This window comes from Crossiella cryophila, assembly GCF_014204915.1.
Taxonomy (GTDB): domain Bacteria; phylum Actinomycetota; class Actinomycetes; order Mycobacteriales; family Pseudonocardiaceae; genus Crossiella; species Crossiella cryophila.
On sequence record NZ_JACHMH010000001.1, the window covers coordinates 5,972,373 to 5,987,940 of the forward strand.

Here is a 15,568-nt window from a genome sequence, read left to right on the forward strand (position 1 = left end):
CAGAGAATGGCGCGAGGGGGCAACGGCGGTGTGGACGCAGAAAGACCAGGTGCAGGCTTACCAGTTCCTGCGCAGGCGACTGGTGTCCGCGCTGGTGGCCGGGGACGCCAATCACCCGGTGTCGCCGAGCAGGCGGCTGTTGCTGGGCACGGTGCTCGGACTGGCGGTGGCGCTGCTGGTCACCGCGGTGTTCGGGATCATCGGCGTGCTCAGCCCGGCACGGGCCGCGGAGTGGAAACAGGGCGGCCAGGTGATCGTGGAGAAGGAGACCGGCGCCCGGTTCGTGCTGGGTGAGGGCGATGTGCTGCACCCGGTGCTCAACTTCGCCTCGGCCCGGCTGTTGTCCGGGGGCAACGGGGATCGCACGGTGACGGTGCCTGCCAAGACCCTGGCGGACCTGCCGCGCGGGGCCACCGTGGGCATCCCGGGGGCGCCGGACTCGTTGCCGGAGTCCGGACGGTTGCTGAGCGGGCCGTGGACGACCTGCTCGCGGGGCTCGACCGATCTGCCCGCGAACGTGGAGCCGGGGTCGAGTGTCTCGATCGGACGGTCCCCGGGTGGCCGGGAACTGGGTGCGGGACAAGGACTTCTGGTGCGGCTGGGCGGCGGGGAACGGTTCCTGCTCACCGGTGGGCACCGGTTCAGACTGGCCGATGACCGGGCCGCCTCGGCGCTGGGCTACGAGCCGGTGCAGGCGTTGCCGGTGGCGCGCAACTGGCTGAACACGGTGCCGGTGGGCCGGGATCTGGCGGTGGTCGCGGTGCGGCAGGCCGGTGCGCCGGGGCCGCGACTGGGCACTGTGGACACCAGGGTGGGGCAGGTGCTGCAGGCCGAGGGGGTCGCGGACGGCTTCTACCTGGTGCGCGCCGACGGGCTCTCGCCGGTGAGTGAGACCGAGGCGCGGCTGGTGCTGGCCGCGCCGGGCAACGCCGCGGCCTATCCGGACCGGCGCGCCAGGGTGCTGGCGGTGCCCGCGGCCGAGCTGGCCGAGGCGCCGCGGGCGGAGACCCCGGCGGAGCGGGAGCCGACCGGGTATCCGTCGCGGCGGCCGGAACCGGTGTCCCTCGGCGGGTTGCCGCGGACGGTGTGCGCGACGGATTTCGCGGCCACCGGGGCGAAACTGACCTACGGCGACAGCTCGACCGCGCCGTCCACTGTGGACGAGCGGGGCCGGGTGGCCGATGTGGCGCAGGTGCCCGGTGGGGCGGGCGCGCTGGTGGCCGACCAGCCCGCGCCGGGGGCCTCCTCCGGCGCGGTGTTCCTGGTGACCGATGCGGGCTGGAAGTTTCCGATCACAGGTGGGGAATCGGTGCAGGCGTTGGGGTATGGGGCGGTGGCCCGGCAACCGGTGCCGGCGAGTGTGCTGGCGTTGTTCCGGACCGGGCCCGTCCTCGACCGCGCCAGGGCGCAGGAGGTGATGGCACGGTGAACAGGGAGCCGATCAGGGTCGGGGTGATCGAGGATCACCCGCTGTACCGGGCCGCGGTGGCCAGGGTGCTCGCGGACGCCCCCGATATCGAGGTGGACGGGATCGCGGAGTCGGTGGCGCAGTTCGCCGCCCGGCGCACCGGATCGGGTTCGGTGGTGGTGCTGGACCTGAAGTTGCCGGGGGTGCGGGACGCGGCCGCGGTGATGGAGGTGGTCGGCATGGGGCACCGGGTGCTGGTGGTCTCGGCGCATGCCGGGCAGTCGGAGGTGCTGGGCGCGATCGCGGCCGGGGCCAGGGGGTATCTGTCCAAGGACAGTGACGGGGATGAGATTTTACGTGCGGTGCGCGAGATCGCGGCCGGGAACAGTTACGTCTCGCCGATCCTGGCGTCCTACGTGCTGAACGCCTCCCGGGATCGCAACAACGGGCCGGTGATCGAGTTGTCGGTGCGGGAACGTCAGGTGCTGGCGTTGCTGGCCGCGGGGGAGCGGGATCAGGACATCGCCGAGGCGATGGCGATCAGCGTGCGCACCGTGCGGTCCTACCTGGACCGGATCCGGGACAAGACCGGTTGCCGTCGGCGGCCGGAGCTGACCCGGTACGCGATCGAGGAGGGGCTGGCGCACAGCACGCCGACGGACTGGGCGGGCCGTAGCTGATGGCGCCGGCCGTCGGTATCTCGACCTACCTGTCCGGACTGATGCTCAGCGGGATGCACACGGTGGCCGCGCCGCCGGAGGACCGGGTCGAGCAGGTCGTCGACCCGGCCGGGATGTCCGGTGCGGAGCGGATGTGGCTGATGGTGGGCTCCTACTGCCGGCCGCCGGTGGAGAGCGTGCTCACCCGTTCGGCCCGCTATGTGCTGCTGGTGGCGGTGCTGGCCCGCCTGGTCGGGCTGCCGTTGCTGGGGGTGATCGTGCTGGCCCGCCAGGGGATCGCGGCCGCCTGGCCGGTCGCGGTGTTCACCGTGGTGGCGCTCGGGCTGAACGTGGCCGTGGCGGTGCGGTTCGTGGTCCACAGCGGCATGCGCAAGGAAGCCGTGCACGCGGCGCTGTGGGCTGATCTGGCCCTCGGCATGAGCGCGGTGCTCGGGGTGTGGCTGCTCAGTCCGGGGCCGGTGTTCCGGGACGCGATCACCGTGGTGGGCGCCTACTTCCTGGGCCTGGTGTTCCTGTGGACGGTGCTGCGCGGGGTGGTGTTCGGGGCCGCGGTGGCGGTGCTGGGCGCGATGCTGTTGCTGCCGCCGGGGGAGTGGACCGTGGCCGCCGGCTGGGCCGTCGACTTCCTGCTCGCCGTGGTGGTGGGCGCCTGTCTGCTGTTCTACGTCGGGCTCGCGGTGCGCCTGGCGATCTCGGTCGGCATCATCCGCGGCCGGGACGCCGAGCGGGTGCGCGGGGCCCGGCAGATCCACGACACCGTGTTGCAGGCCCTGGAGGTCATGGCCATGGCCACCCCGGCCGACGCGAGCCGGGCGGCGGAGACGTTGTCCGAGCTGCGGCAGCTGGCCCGGCGGGAGGCGGCCCGGTTGCGGCGCAACCTGGAACGCCCGGGAGTGGGTGCGGCGGCGGTGCGGTTGAGCGAGGACCTGGCCGAACTGGTCGCCGACATGGCCGGGGACGGGTTGCGGGCGCGGCTGGTGCTCTCGGAGATCAACGACTCCCTCACCCAGGTGCGGCGGGCGGCGATCAGGGACGCCACCAGGGAGGCGCTGCGGAACTCGGTCAAACACGGTGGCGGCGGTGAGGTCGTGGTGCGGGTGGAGGAACGGGATGGCGGGATCGCGGTGACCACCCGGGACTACGGCACCGGGTTCGACCTGGCCGACCGGCCGGCCGGGTTCGGCATCCGGGAGTCGATCACCGCGCGGCTGGGTGAGGTCGGCGGCACGGCCAAGGTGGACTCGCGGCCCTCCGGTGGCACCAGGGTGACGTTGTGGGTGCCGCGATGAGCCGCCGGTCCGCCGCGCTGGTGGCGGTGTGCGCGTTGTGCGCCTTCGGGTTCACGCCCGTCGCGGCGGCCCAGCAGTGCGCGGCCCCGGCCGGGAACTACACGGGCCCGGTGAACTGGGCGCAGCGCCTGATCGGGGCCGAGCGGGTGTGGCCGCTGACCGACGGGGCAGGACAGCGCATCGCCGTGGTCGCCCCCGGTGGGGTGGAGTCGGCCGGTCAGCTTGCCGGGCGGGTGCGGGAAGCGCAGAGCGACTGCGACGGGCGGGGCACGTTCGCGGCCGGGATCATCGCCGCGCCAACGGATCCGGGCACCACCTTCGCCGGGATCGCCCCGGGCAGCCAGGTGCTCTCGGTGCGTGTGCCGCTGGGCGATCCGGACTCCCTGGCCGCCGGGATCAACCGGGCGGTCGAGGGCGGCGCGACGGTGATCGCGGTGGTGAGCCCCTCGGCCAGTGGCAGTGGCGCGCTGTCGGCCGCGGTGCGCAACGCCTTCTCCCGCAACGTGGTCGTGGTGGCCTCGGCCGCGGGGGACAAGCCGGGCAGCCGCACCTACCCCGGTGCGCTGCCGGGTGTGCTGGCCGTGGGTGGGATCGACGCGAACGGGTCGCCGGTGTCGGCGGAGGGTGGCGAGCACATTTCCCTTGCCGCGCCAGGGTCCGACCTGGTCAGCGTGTCCGCCGGTGGCCGAGGGCACCGCTGGGGTGTGGGCGCGCCCGCGTTCGCGGTGGCCTATGTGGCCGGGGCGGCGGCGCTGGTGCGCGGTTACCGGTCGGAGCTGACCGTCGAACAGGTGCGGACCCGGTTGCTGGTCACCGCCAGCGGCGCGGGCGGGGCGCACGATCCGCTGCTGGGCTGGGGTGTCCTCGACGCCTACTCGGCGGTCACCGCGGAACTGCCCGAGGGCATCGCCGCGCCGGTGGTGGGGGAGCGGCCCAGCGCCGGACCCAAACCCACCGTGGTGATCGCGGCCGGACCGGCGCGGACACCCAGGCAGGATCGGCTGGCCGGGGCCCTGGCCGTGCTGGGGGTGCTGGCGGCGGGTGTCGCGGTGGTGGCCACCGCGGCGGCGCGACGTGGCCGGGCCCGCGGCTGGCGGATTGGTTAGGCGAATTGGTTAGCGGCCACCGCGCCGGTGCCGGAGGATGGCCCGATGCGGTGGGACGAACAGGCCAGGACGGCCGTGGAGACAGCGCTCAACGAGTCCGATGTGCTCGGTCTGCGGATCGGGCCCTCGGCGGCCTGGTGCGATCTGCTGCTGCACGTGCTGGCCCTGCCGGAGACCGGGCCGCTCGACCCGGACGCCCGGCGGATCCTGCGGCTGAACGCGCCCGCCCTGGTGCGGGTGCTGCTGCGCGAGTCCCTGCCCGACGGCGGTTTCGGACCGGCGCTGCCCCTGGCGGATCTGGCCGCGGTGGAGGAGTTCTTCGCCGGACTGACCTGGTCGGGGCAGCTGTACGGGTGGCGGTTCCTGGACGAGCCCTCGCTGACCGCGGACTGGCCTGCCGAACCCAGCCTCACCGTCCACTGTGGACCCGAGCCCGGGTCGCGTGAGCTGTACTGGTTCAACGAGTGCGGCCGCGCCGACGGCGGCTACTGCATCGAGGGCACCGTCACCTTCGAGGAGCTGACCGTGCTGCGCGCCGACGGCACCCCGGTGCCCCTGGCGGAGTTCACCGCCGACGGCCGCCGCTACTGGCAGGCCCTCGCCGACCGCGACCCACGGCTCAGTGACACGGCCCAGCAGGCGGCGCAGACCGGGACCCCTGCCTGGCGGCCGTACACGCGGATCAGCGCGGATCGCGGGTGAACAGGTCCAGGATCAGCTTGCGGTACTGATCGGCGTGGTGGCGGTCCTGGCGCAGGTAGTTCTCCCGCGCCGTGGTCACGTTGGTGCCGGTGCGGTCGATCTCCTCCGCCGACTCCCCGAGGATCCCGGCCAGGCGGTTCAGCGTCGCGGTGTGCGACTGGGCGGCCTGGCCGGACTCGGCGATCTGCCCGAAGGCGTCAGCCGGTAGCGGGGCGGCGGTCAGGGTGCCGCGCAGCGTGCGCAGATCGGCCGCGGCGGCGTGCAGCTTCTGGGCCAGTGGCCCGAGGGTGCCGCCGCTGGCGTGGAAGGACTGTCCGCTGCCACCCCGTGCCGGAGCCGCGGCCGGTGGCCGGGCGGGGGCTGGGGCCGGAGCCGGGACTGGTGCGGCCGGTGCCGGCGCGGGGGCCGGTTCGGTCTGCTGGACCGGCTGGACCGGGGTGCCGGTGACCAGGCCGGAGGCGGTCCGGGCGCGGTCGAGGTAGCGCTGGTAGTCGCCGTTGGTGAAGGTCGACCAGGCCCCGAAGTTGTTGCCGTTGTTGGAGATCGCGAAGGCGTTGGTCGCGTTGGTGGCCGGGTCCAGGTTGGCGACCCGGTCCCGCTGGGTCTGTTCCAGGGCGGTGCCGCGGCCGGGGTTGAGCGAGCGGATCTGCCACAGCCCCACCGACGGGCCCCAGGTCGCGTTCTGCAGGGTGAGGTCGCCCTGCGCCCCTGGCCGGCCGCTGGACTCGGCCAGCGCGACCGCGACCGCGGTGTTGAGCTGGTCGCCACGGAACCCGGCGTCGTAGGCGTGCTGGGCGATCTGCTGATCGGTGAGGCGATCAACGACGGGGTTGGTCATCGCCGGGACCTCCTAGTAGCGGAAGGACGAGGGTGGGTCGGGACGGTTCTCGGGTTCCTCGCCGATCACCTGCGGGGTGATCACCGAGGATTCGCCCCACACGTCCTCGGTCTCCACCAGCCACGGCGGGATCCGGCGGCCACCGCCCATATCGCCGCCCTGCCCGCCGCCCATCGGCATCATGGGCATCATCGGCATGCCGCTGCCCATGCCCTGCGCCGCACCGGCCGCCGCCGCGCCCATCGCACCGGCGATGCCACGCGCTGCCGCGGCCGCGCCGACCGCGCCGGCGAGTCCGGCCGCGGCCTGCGGGCCCTGGCCACCGGCGCCGGGGACCTTGCCGAGGCCGCCCCCGCCGCCGCCGATCTTGCCTAGACCGGCGCCGAGTCCAGCGCCTCCCGCCGCGCCGCCCGCGCCGAGCTTGGCCGCCTCCGCACCCGCGCCGGGTGCGGGGAGACCGGTCTGCGGGTCGGGCTTCTTCGCCCAGTCCGGGATCTTGGGCAGCGTCCCGGCGAACCGGCCCGCCGCCGCGGCCGAGGCGGCCGCCAGACCGGAGGTGAACATGCCGCCGAACAGCGGCTGCCGGGTCTGCGTCGCACCCGAGCCGGGGTGATCGGCGCCGGGGTTCCCGGAAGGGACCTGACCGGCGGGGGAGTCCGGGATGGAGGCCTGGGCGACCCGGTAGCGGTTGGCCAGGTCCTCCATGATGAGCACCGCGCGCGCGTGGTTGGCGTTGGCCACCTGGGCGGCCTGCTGCTGCTGACGCACCGCCGCGACCGCCTCGGCCTGCTGCGTGGCCACGCGGGCGGCGAGTTCGGGGGAGGTGCCGGGGCCGAGCTGGATCGGCGTGCCGGCCATGCGCAGGGTCGCCGCGGAGACCTCGGGGACCTCGGTGGGCGGCGGCATGGTGGCCTGGGCGCGGATGAGCGCCTCGGCCGAATCGTGCGCCAGGTTGCGCATGGCGTGCGAGGCCTCGGCGGTGCGGCGCAGCCCTGCGGCCAGGTCGGTGATCATCGCCTGGTACTGCTCGGCCGCGCCACCACGCCACTGGTGCCGGAACCGGGACAGCTGCTGTTCGAGGTTGCCCGCCTGCTCGTGCAGCCGGGAACCCACCGCGTCCCAGGAGTCCGCGGCCGCGCGCATGGTCTTGGGCGCGCCTGCGTGCAGCATGTCGTAGAGCTGGCGATGGCTGTAGCGGGCGAAGTCGGTCGGTCCGGCGTTGACGATCTCCACGGGTCTCACATCCTCCCGGGATCGGTGCGCGGATCGTTGATGTGCAGCACGTTGCCCAGGTTCAGCAGCGACTGGCCCGCCTGCTGGTCGAGTCGCCGGTAGGCATCGGCGATGGTGTGCGTGACGTCCTCGGCGAAGTCGATGGCCTGCCCGGCCCGGCCCAGCAGCGCGTGCATCTCCTCCGCGGCCGCCAGGTGCTGCGTGCCCAGGGTGCTGGCCTCGCTGAACGCGCCTAGCTGGACCTCGCGTTCGGCCAGTCCGCCCAGGTGCGCCAGCGGCTGGGACATGCCGGTGAGCTGGGTGCCCAGCTCGCGGGCGAAGTCCACCAGCGACGCCAGGTGCACGGCGAAGGAGTTGTTCTCGGTGCTCACCCCTGCCCCCTTCGATTGCTGTCGGTTCTCACGCGGCCCGCCAACCCCTGTCCAGGGTGAAGAATCCGGGTCTGCCCTGGACAGGGGCGCCGGGCGGCAGGCGGGGGCCTGAATCAGCCGCCGGGGAACAGGTTGGCGTTGGTGCGTTCCATGGCCATCTGGTCGGTCATGGCCTTGCCGGTGTTGGCGGAGAAGTTGCGGATGACCGCGACCATCTCGCCGATCGCGGCCCGCAGGTCGTTCTCGGCCTGCTGGGCCTGCGCGCCGGCGGCGCTGCCGGACTGGTACCAGGTGTTGCGCAGGTAGGCGAGGGAGCCGTCCAGCTCGTGCATGTGCCGCTCCAGCGCGTTGGCGCGGTTGCTGAGCGACTCCGAGCTGTTGGCGAGCTGGCTGAAGTTGACGGAGACGACGTCTCCGCCGTTGCCCTGGGTGTGCATTGGCGTCTGCATCCTCTCCGGGTTCAGGCCCCGCCGGCGAGGCGGTTGAAGACCGATCCGGCCGCGCTGTTGGTCGCGGCGCTGGCCACCTTGTTGATGTCGTCGGTGGCGTTGCTGTCACCGGTGTTGTAGTTCCGGCTGACGTCGGTCATCAGGCTGGACATGCGGTCCAGGGCGCCGGTGGCCTTGGCCATCTTGTCCTGCAGCGTGGTGTGCAGCTGCTGGAAGGCCGCGGCCTGGTTGCCCTGGTAGCTGTTGCTCAGTGCCCAGCCAAGGTCGCTCTGGAGACCCGACATGGTGGACTTGGTGGCGGTGGCGGACTGGTGGAAGCCGCTGATCGCCTTGGTCATCGCGGCGGCATCTGCCTCAAAGCCGGGACCGGCCATGGGCGAACCACCTCCTCTCATTCACCGGGTGTTTCCTGGTTACGAGCCTAGGTCGGTCGTTGTTGCCGCCCAACGGCACAAGTGCCGGTTTTGATGCCGGTAGTTGTACCCACATCCGCGCTCAACTCCCCGGGGTCCAGGCGACCTGGACGAGCTGGTTCCCGTTGCGCCGTGAGACAAGTTGCCCGCGTCCCGGCGGCTGCGGGGAGCTGCGGACGTCGCCGAGCAGCACGCCTTCGTCGCGGGAGCCGGACATGACCAGGCCGGGGGAGCCGAGTTCCTTGATGCGCATGAGCACCGGGTCGTAGATGCCGCGGGCCGCGCCGCCGGAGCCGCGGGCGACGATGACGTGCAGGCCGATATCCCGTGCCTGGGGCAGGAATTCGACCAGTTGCAGCAGTGGGTGGCCGATGCCGCCCTGGGTGGCCACGAGTTCGTAGTCATCGACGATGACGAACAGGTCGGGTCCGCTCCACCAGTCGCGGCGGCGCAGCTGGTCGGGGGTGACCTCGGGTCCGGGCAGGCGGGCGCGCATGGCCTGCACGACCTCGGCGAGCAGTCCTTCCAGGACCGGGGCGCTGCCGGCGTAGCCGAGGAGGTGGTCGCCGTCGACGGCGCCGAGCAGGCCGCGCCGGTAGTCCACGACCAGGATGGCGGCCTCGTGTGGGGTGTAGCGGGCCATGATGCCGTCGGCGATGGTGCGCAGCAGCCCCGATTTGCCGCCTTCGACGTCGCTGAAGGCCAGGAAGTGCGGTTCGGTCTGGAAGTCCAGGAACACCGGTTTGAGGTCGGCCTCGGCGATGCCGAAGGGGACCTGCTTGCCAGGGTGGGCCACCACATCGGGCAGGTCACCGGCCGGGAATTCGTGGGGGAGCAGCCGGACTCTGGGGGCGGGTTCGCCGGTCCAGGCGGCGGTGATCCGCTTGATGAGTTCGCCGGTGCCCGCGGTGGTGGATTCGGCGCTCTGCACGCCGTCGATGCGCGGGAGTGCGCCGAGGAAGTGCAGTTTGTCCGGGGTCAGGCCGCGACCCGGTGCGTCGGCTGGCACGTTCTGGGCGGCGCGGCGGTCGATGGCGGAGTCGCTGGGGTCGCCGAGGCGGAGTTCGTAGCGGGTGCTGATGGAGTCGCGCAGCGGGGGCCGCACGGCCATCCAGTAGTTGGCGGCGATGACCACGTGGATGCCGAAGCCGAGGCCGCGGGCGGCCAGCCGGGTGATGGCCTCCTCCAGCTGTTCGTACTCCTCGCGCACGGTGGTCCAGCCGTCCACGACCAGGAACACGTCGCCGAACTCCCGGTCGCCGAGTTCGCTTTCCCGGATGTCCTTGCGGCGCTGGCGGAAGGTGGCCATCGAGTCGACGGCGTGCTGGGCGAACAGGGCCTCGCGCTGGGCGAGGAGGGTGCTGAGTTCGGCGACCAGCCGTCGGCAGGAGTCGGCGTCGCGGCGCACGGCGTAGCCGCTGACGTGCGGCAGTCCGGCGACCGGGCCGAGCGCGCCGCCGCCCATGTCCAGGAGGAAGAACTGGACCTCGGCGGGGGTGTGGGTGAGGGAGAGGACGCCGATGAGGCTGCGCAGGAAGGTGCTCTTGCCGCTCTGCGGCGCACCCACCAGGAGCATGTGCCCGCCCGCGCCCGCGAGGTCGGCCCACATGAGGTCGCGGCGCTGCTCGAAGGGTTTGTCCACCAGGGCCAGGGGCACGGTGAGTTTCCCGTTGCCGCCCCAGCCGATCGGGGACAGGCCGCGTTCGGGGTCCTCGCCCAGCGGCGGCAGGAGGTGGTCCAGGGTGGGGGGTTCGTCCAGGGGCGGCAGCCAGATCTGGTGTGCGGCGGGGCCTTTGCCGACCAGGCGGTCGACCATCGCACCCATGATCGTCTCGCCGGTGGTGGCCTGCACGAGCGCGGCGGTCTCGGCGCGCACCGGTTCGACGATCTCCACCCGGTCCAGGGTGTAGAAGAGCACCTGGCGGCCGGGGGCGGCGACGGTGCCGGTGTCGCTGATCTCCCTCGGCGGCAGGTCCCCGGAGACGTAGGCGGCCTTGAACCGTTGCAGCGTCTCGGTGTCGCTCTTGAGGTAGGCCGAGCCGGGGATCGCGGGCAGGTGGTAGGCGTCCGGGACGCCGAGCACGGTGCGGCTCTCCGCGGCGGAGAAGGTGCGCAGGCCGATCCGGTAGGACAGGTGGGCTTCCAGGCCGCGCAACCGGCCTTCCTCCAGGCGTTGCGAGGCCAGCAGGAGGTGCACGGCGAGGCTGCGGCCCAGGCGGCCGATCATGACGAACAGGTCGACGAACTCCGGTCGGCTGGAGAGCAGTTCGCTGAACTCGTCGATGATCAGCAGCAGCGAGGGCAGTGGGGCCAGGGGGGCGCCGTTCTCGCGGGCGCGTTCGTAGTCCCGGACCGAGGCGAAGTTGCCTGCCGCGCGCAGTAGTTCCTGGCGGCGCAGCATCTCCCCGTTGAGGGCGTCGGCCATCCGGTCGACCAGGGTGAGGTCGTCGGAGAGGTTGGTGATCACCGCGCAGGTGTGCGGCAGCCCGGTCATCCCGGCGAAGGTCGCGCCGCCCTTGAAGTCGATCAGCGCCAGGTTCAGCGTCTCCGAGGAGTGCGTGACGGCCAGGCCGGTGACCAGGGTGCGCAGCAGTTCGCTCTTGCCGGACCCGGTCGCGCCCACGACGAGGCCGTGCGGGCCCATGCCGTTCTCGGCGGACTCCTTGAGGTCCAGCTCGATCGGCCTGCCCTCCGGATCCAGGCCCAGTGGCAGGCGGAGGCGTTCGCGCGGGGTGCGGGGCCGCCAGGTGACGGCGGGGTCGACGTCGCGCGGGTCGCCCAGGCCGAGCAGTCCGGCCAGGCCGAAGGAGGTGTTCACCGGGGCCTCGGCGGTGATCGCCACCCCCTGGAAGCGTGGGGTCAGCGCGCGGGCGAGGGCTTCGGCGGCGGCGAGGTCCAGGCCGTCGGGCTCACCGAGGTAGGCGACCCGGGAGTCCGAGCCCTCGCCGGTGACCATGCCCATCCGCTGCGGCGAGACGTGCAACCGCAGGCTCTCGGTGCCGGGGGTGTCCAGGGGCACCTCGTGACTGACGTCCAGGACCGTCACCCCGTGCTGCCCGCCCGCCGGGGCCAGCCGTGGGTCGCCGAAGGTCCGGCCGCCGTCGACGATGAGCAGGATGTGCGGCTGCTCGAAACCCATCCCGGCCCGTTTGGTGAACGGCGCCCGATCCCCGAGGTCCTTGCCCAGCAGATCGGCCAGGGTGGTGAGATCGCCGGAGACCAGGCGGGCCGGGCCGACCGCGTCCGCGGCGGTGGCGTCCTGGGCGTGCGGCAACCACTTCACCCACTCCCACTCACCACGCCGGTCCGCGGCCACGCACACCGCGACGCGCAGGTCGGCGGGGGAGTGGAACACCACGGCCTGGGCCAGCAACGCCCGCGCCAGATCCAGCACGATCGGGCGCTGCCCGCTGATGCCGATCCGGGCGAAGGAGCGCAGCGACACCGACACCGGCAGGTCCGGCACGGTGGAGTAGGCGCGGATGAAATGCCGCAGCGAGGTCGAGGACACCGGGTCCAGCTCCTCCAGGGGCACCGTCTGCGGCGCCCGCAACGGGGTGGCCAGCCGCTGCGGCCCCCGCCCGGCCCGCAACTGCCCGAACTCCGGCTCCGAGCGCCGCCGCTCCCACAACCGGTCCCCGGCGGCGAAGGTCCACAGATCCCCCGGTTCGGGGTGGGCCTCGACCAGGTAGGCCCGTTGCGCGCCGGCCACCTCGCGGACCTGCTTGCGCAGGTTGGCCAGGTACTGCTGGTAGTCCCGCCGCTCCTCGTTGATCTTGGCCTTGTTCTGTGAGCGCCCCTGGGCAAGGGACATCACGATCATGCCGATCATCACCACGACGAACAGGCCGCCGAAGACATAGGTCATCACCCCGCCGCCGCGTCCGATGTAGACGAAGGACATGGCACCCATGCCCAGCATCATCGGCAGCATGAACAGCAGCCCCATCATGCCCTGGTTGCCGCCCTTGGCCAGCATGGGCGGGGACTGCAGGGTGATCTCCCCGGCCGCGGGCTCGGGCAGGCGTCGACTCTTCCGGGCGGTCTGCACGCACCCGATTCTGGTCACTTCGGCCGTCGCGGTGGTGGGTACTTTTGCCGTCTGTGCGCAGGCCCTGCCGAACTTAGGCTCGTCGCGGAGAACGTGACCGGCAGACGTGGGAGGGTGAGATGGCCGTGAGCCTGCCTGGGTTCGACGCCAGCCCCGAGGAGATGCGGTCCGTGGCGGGCAATCTCAGCGGCATCATCATGCAGGCGGCCAACACCGTCAGCGCGTTGCGGTCGATGAAGTTGGACCCCTCGGACTTCTCCACCCTCGGTGCCGCTGTGGCCGCGATGAACGCCAAGTTGGAGGCCAGCCAGGTCAGCTCGCTGAACACGCTGCTGTCGTTGTTGCAGGAGTTCAACGACAACGTGCGCAAGGTCGCGGACACCTATCAGGACCAGGACCGGCGAGTCGCCGACGCCTACGCGGGCCGGCAGACGGAACTGGCCGCGGTGTCCTCCACCCTGTGGAGTTCTCCGAGTGCTGAGAGGCTGGCCGCCGCCGCGACCGGTGCCAGCCTCTCGGCCACCGCGCAGCCCGGTTCGGTGGACAACGTGCTCGGCTACCTGCGCTCCGCCGGCATCGGCGATCAGCAGCACCGTAACTTCGCCGACGCGGTCGCCTTCGCCCGCTGGCTGGACGCCGGACCGGCGAACCAGCAGGCCACCGGCGTGATCGGGGTGTACGCGGGCCTGGCCCGCGACCTCGGCGACGTGCCGGGCGGGGTCCGCTCCGGCGACATCGTGGTGCTGGCCTTCGACCGCGGCCCCGACCCGGTGATCGCCGTGGTCGGCGACCGAGGACAGCTCTACAACCACGGCCTGGTGCAGCCCAGCTTCAGCGGACTCGCCGACACCCGGGTGTACCGCCCGATCTCGGCGTCCTGACCCCGGCACCGGCGAAGAAGAGGAGATCCGCGTGACCGCGATGACTTTTCCCGTCAGCGCCGCCATGGACGCCACGGCCACCGGCGGCGGGCCGGGCACCTTCCTCAACTGGATCATCAACGGCAACCCCGGCCAGATCCTCAAGCAGGTCACCGACCTGGTGGCGAAGGCCAATGAGTTCAAGCAGCTCTACGACCAGCTCAAGCAGGCGGGGGAGCAGCTGCGCAAGGTCTGGCGCGGCCCGGCCTCCGGCGCGGCCACCAAGAAGATCACCACCCTGCTGGAGTCCTTCACCAAGATCATCTCGGTGGTGAAGGAGGTCGCGCAGAAACTCGGCCTGGCCGCCTCGATCATCCAGAAGGCCCAGACGGCCTTCAAGGCCATCGTCTCGGCGATCAACCCCACGGTGTCCGGACTCATGTCCAACCCGTGGACCTACGCCGCCGCGGTCGCCCTGTCCACCGCCACCAGCGGCGCCCTCAAGGGCTTCCTGGCCGCACTGGGCACCCTGCTGAAATCCCTCGGCGCGGTGGAACTGGCCGCGAAGCTGACCACCATGTCCGAGGTCATCGGCCACCTGGAGAAGCTGGTCGGCCTGGTCACCGGCAAGGACCCGGGCACCGGCGCGGGCTCCGGCCCCGGCGGCCAGCAGGTCCCGGCACCGGCCGGCGGGCCGACCACCTTGCCCGCCAAGGACTTCACCGACTACAAGCCGCCCGCGCTGGGCACCACCGCGCCGGGCAACGGGCAGAACATGTGGATCCCGGTCGACCCGGCCGCACCCGCGCCTGCCCCCGGATCTCCCGCCCCGAGCGCGCCACCGCCCGGGGCCCCGGCACCCGTACCCTCCGTCCCCAGCGGAATCGGGGCGGGCGCCGGGGTGAGCGTCACGGTCACCACCGGCGAAGGCAGTGCCACGGTGACCGCGCCCTCGGGGCGGGACACCACCGTCACCGCCACGGTCGGCAGCACGCCGATCAAGGTCGCCATCGACGGTGACGGTGACGGCAAGGTGTCGGCATGACCACCCAGCTCGGCAGTCCGGTCTCCGCGGTCCTGTCCGGCTACGCCGCCGCGCTGCGCCAGTTCCAGGTCGTGGTCACCGGCAACCCGGCCGCCCTGGAAGCCGAGGCCACCCGCCTGCTCGGGCTGGCCGACCGGCTCAACACGGTGGCCGCGGCCACCCTGGAGGCCGCGCGCAAGGCCAACAGCGGCTGGCGCGGCCCGGCCTACGCGGCCTTCCTCGCCCTCGTCGAACGCTGGAGCGTGGCCTTGCGCCTGGGCCCCGAACAGGAGCTGCGGCAGCAGGCCGACCGGTTGCGTTCGGCCGCGACCGCGCTGCGCAAGGCCCGCACCGCCATGGACAAGGTGGTCGCCGACTTCACCGAACGCGGCCGCAACGTCGAACGCCTCTCCGTCTCCGCGGCCATCCACGGCGGGGACTACCGGCCCTACCTGGTGCACGCCAACGCCATGGGCGAGGTCGCGGTGCTGGCCGCCCGCAAGATCGTCGCCCAGCTCGGCGCCGAACTCACCGGACTGTTCCCGCACAACGGGCCCGCCTCCGCGGCCTCGCTGCGCACCCCGTTCCAGCGCCTGGTCGACTACATCGGCAACGAGATGTCCTACAACGGCCGCTCCCAGACCACCGCGGGCCTGCACCGGCTCAACAACCCCGGCTGGGGCGCGCTGCTGGAACCCCTGGACTCCGCCCGCAACAAGGCACACGCCCTCGGCCTGTTCACCTGGCTGGTCCGCCCCGGCGGCCCGTGGGACCACAAGGGCGAGATCCGGCAGATGATGGGGATGAACCGGCAGACCGGGTTCCTCACCGCCGTGGACGGCACCAACCTGCAGATCCGGCACGACTTCTGGTCCAACCTGCACTACGGCTACGTCGGCACCGCCGCCGGGTTCAACTCCTTCGAGCTGCACCAGGGCGCCAACGCCGCCGACCTGGCCAGCGGGCACTGGACCGACCCCGCCGACCAGTACGCGGTGGAGATGGGCATCCAGCTCTTCCGCCAGGTCCCGCCCGACCAGCTCACCCCCGACCTCATCCGCCAGTACATCACCGACCCGACCCGGATGAACGAGCTGCGCCAGCGCGGTTCGGTCACCCCGTAACACTCCACTAAGGACGGTCA

Annotated in this window: 14 protein-coding genes; 8 read left to right on the forward strand and 6 right to left on the reverse strand. The window is 72.4% G+C overall.

Going from position 1 to position 15,568, the window contains the following annotated elements; all coding sequences use genetic code 11:
- The first annotated feature begins 28 nt into the window (after positions 1 to 28).
- Genes eccB through HNR67_RS26145 form a run of 5 tightly spaced genes read left to right on the forward strand, consistent with a single transcriptional unit; the run spans position 29 to position 5,185 of the window.
- A complete protein-coding gene (gene eccB / locus HNR67_RS26125) occupies positions 29 to 1,429 on the forward strand; it encodes a type VII secretion protein EccB (RefSeq protein ID WP_185004861.1) in 1,401 nt (466 codons plus the stop codon).
- On the forward strand, positions 1,426 to 2,088 hold the full coding sequence (locus tag HNR67_RS26130; protein WP_185004862.1) for a LuxR C-terminal-related transcriptional regulator: 663 nt from the start codon (positions 1,426 to 1,428) through the stop codon (positions 2,086 to 2,088). Before eccB ends, HNR67_RS26130 begins: the two co-directional genes overlap by 4 nt.
- On the forward strand, positions 2,088 to 3,377 hold the full coding sequence (locus HNR67_RS26135) for a sensor histidine kinase (protein WP_185004863.1): 1,290 nt from the start codon (positions 2,088 to 2,090) through the stop codon (positions 3,375 to 3,377). Before HNR67_RS26130 ends, HNR67_RS26135 begins: the two co-directional genes overlap by 1 nt.
- A complete protein-coding gene (locus HNR67_RS26140; protein WP_185004864.1) occupies positions 3,374 to 4,483 on the forward strand; it encodes a S8 family serine peptidase in 1,110 nt (369 codons plus the stop codon). Before HNR67_RS26135 ends, HNR67_RS26140 begins: the two co-directional genes overlap by 4 nt.
- A 45-nt stretch (positions 4,484 to 4,528) precedes the next feature.
- Positions 4,529 to 5,185 carry a hypothetical protein gene (locus HNR67_RS26145; RefSeq protein ID WP_185004865.1) on the forward strand — a complete coding sequence of 219 codons (657 nt, stop codon included), beginning with the start codon at positions 4,529 to 4,531 and terminating at the stop codon, positions 5,183 to 5,185.
- Here the strand turns inward: HNR67_RS26145 and HNR67_RS26150 are convergent.
- The 6 genes from HNR67_RS26150 to eccCa all read right to left on the reverse strand — a co-directional run bounded on the left by HNR67_RS26150 (position 5,166) and on the right by eccCa (position 12,540).
- Entirely contained in the window at positions 5,166 to 6,023 is an 858-nt protein-coding gene (locus HNR67_RS26150) for a hypothetical protein (RefSeq protein ID WP_185004866.1), read from the reverse strand. The genes HNR67_RS26145 and HNR67_RS26150 overlap by 20 nt on opposite strands.
- 12 nt (positions 6,024 to 6,035) lie before the next feature.
- A complete protein-coding gene (locus HNR67_RS26155) occupies positions 6,036 to 7,256 on the reverse strand; it encodes a WXG100 family type VII secretion target (RefSeq protein WP_312988075.1) in 1,221 nt (406 codons plus the stop codon).
- A gap of 5 nt (positions 7,257 to 7,261) precedes the next feature.
- On the reverse strand, positions 7,262 to 7,627 hold the full coding sequence (locus HNR67_RS26160; RefSeq protein ID WP_185004867.1) for a hypothetical protein: 366 nt from the start codon (positions 7,625 to 7,627) through the stop codon (positions 7,262 to 7,264).
- A 113-nt stretch (positions 7,628 to 7,740) separates the two neighbouring features.
- Entirely contained in the window at positions 7,741 to 8,076 is a 336-nt protein-coding gene (locus tag HNR67_RS26165; protein WP_185004868.1) for a hypothetical protein, read from the reverse strand.
- A gap of 11 nt (positions 8,077 to 8,087) precedes the next feature.
- The gene (locus tag HNR67_RS26170) at positions 8,088 to 8,450 is read right to left on the reverse strand and encodes a WXG100 family type VII secretion target (RefSeq protein WP_185004869.1); all 363 of its coding nucleotides are present in this window, start codon (positions 8,448 to 8,450) and stop codon (positions 8,088 to 8,090) included.
- 121 nt (positions 8,451 to 8,571) lie between these two features.
- Positions 8,572 to 12,540 (reverse strand): type VII secretion protein EccCa, encoded by a 3,969-nt coding sequence (gene eccCa / locus HNR67_RS26175; protein WP_407645141.1) that lies wholly within the window; start codon positions 12,538 to 12,540, stop codon positions 8,572 to 8,574.
- Between the two features lie 125 nt (positions 12,541 to 12,665).
- On the opposite strand from eccCa, the gene HNR67_RS26180 reads away from it, so the two are divergent.
- Genes HNR67_RS26180 through HNR67_RS26190 form a run of 3 tightly spaced genes read left to right on the forward strand, consistent with a single transcriptional unit; the run spans position 12,666 to position 15,548 of the window.
- The gene (locus HNR67_RS26180; protein ID WP_185004870.1) at positions 12,666 to 13,421 is read left to right on the forward strand and encodes a WXG100 family type VII secretion target; all 756 of its coding nucleotides are present in this window, start codon (positions 12,666 to 12,668) and stop codon (positions 13,419 to 13,421) included.
- 31 nt (positions 13,422 to 13,452) lie between these two features.
- Positions 13,453 to 14,445 (forward strand): WXG100 family type VII secretion target, encoded by a 993-nt coding sequence (locus HNR67_RS26185; protein ID WP_185004871.1) that lies wholly within the window; start codon positions 13,453 to 13,455, stop codon positions 14,443 to 14,445.
- The gene (locus HNR67_RS26190; RefSeq protein ID WP_185004872.1) at positions 14,442 to 15,548 is read left to right on the forward strand and encodes a polymorphic toxin type 44 domain-containing protein; all 1,107 of its coding nucleotides are present in this window, start codon (positions 14,442 to 14,444) and stop codon (positions 15,546 to 15,548) included. The genes HNR67_RS26185 and HNR67_RS26190 overlap by 4 nt, the downstream gene beginning before the upstream one ends.
- The last annotated feature ends 20 nt before the right edge of the window (positions 15,549 to 15,568 follow it).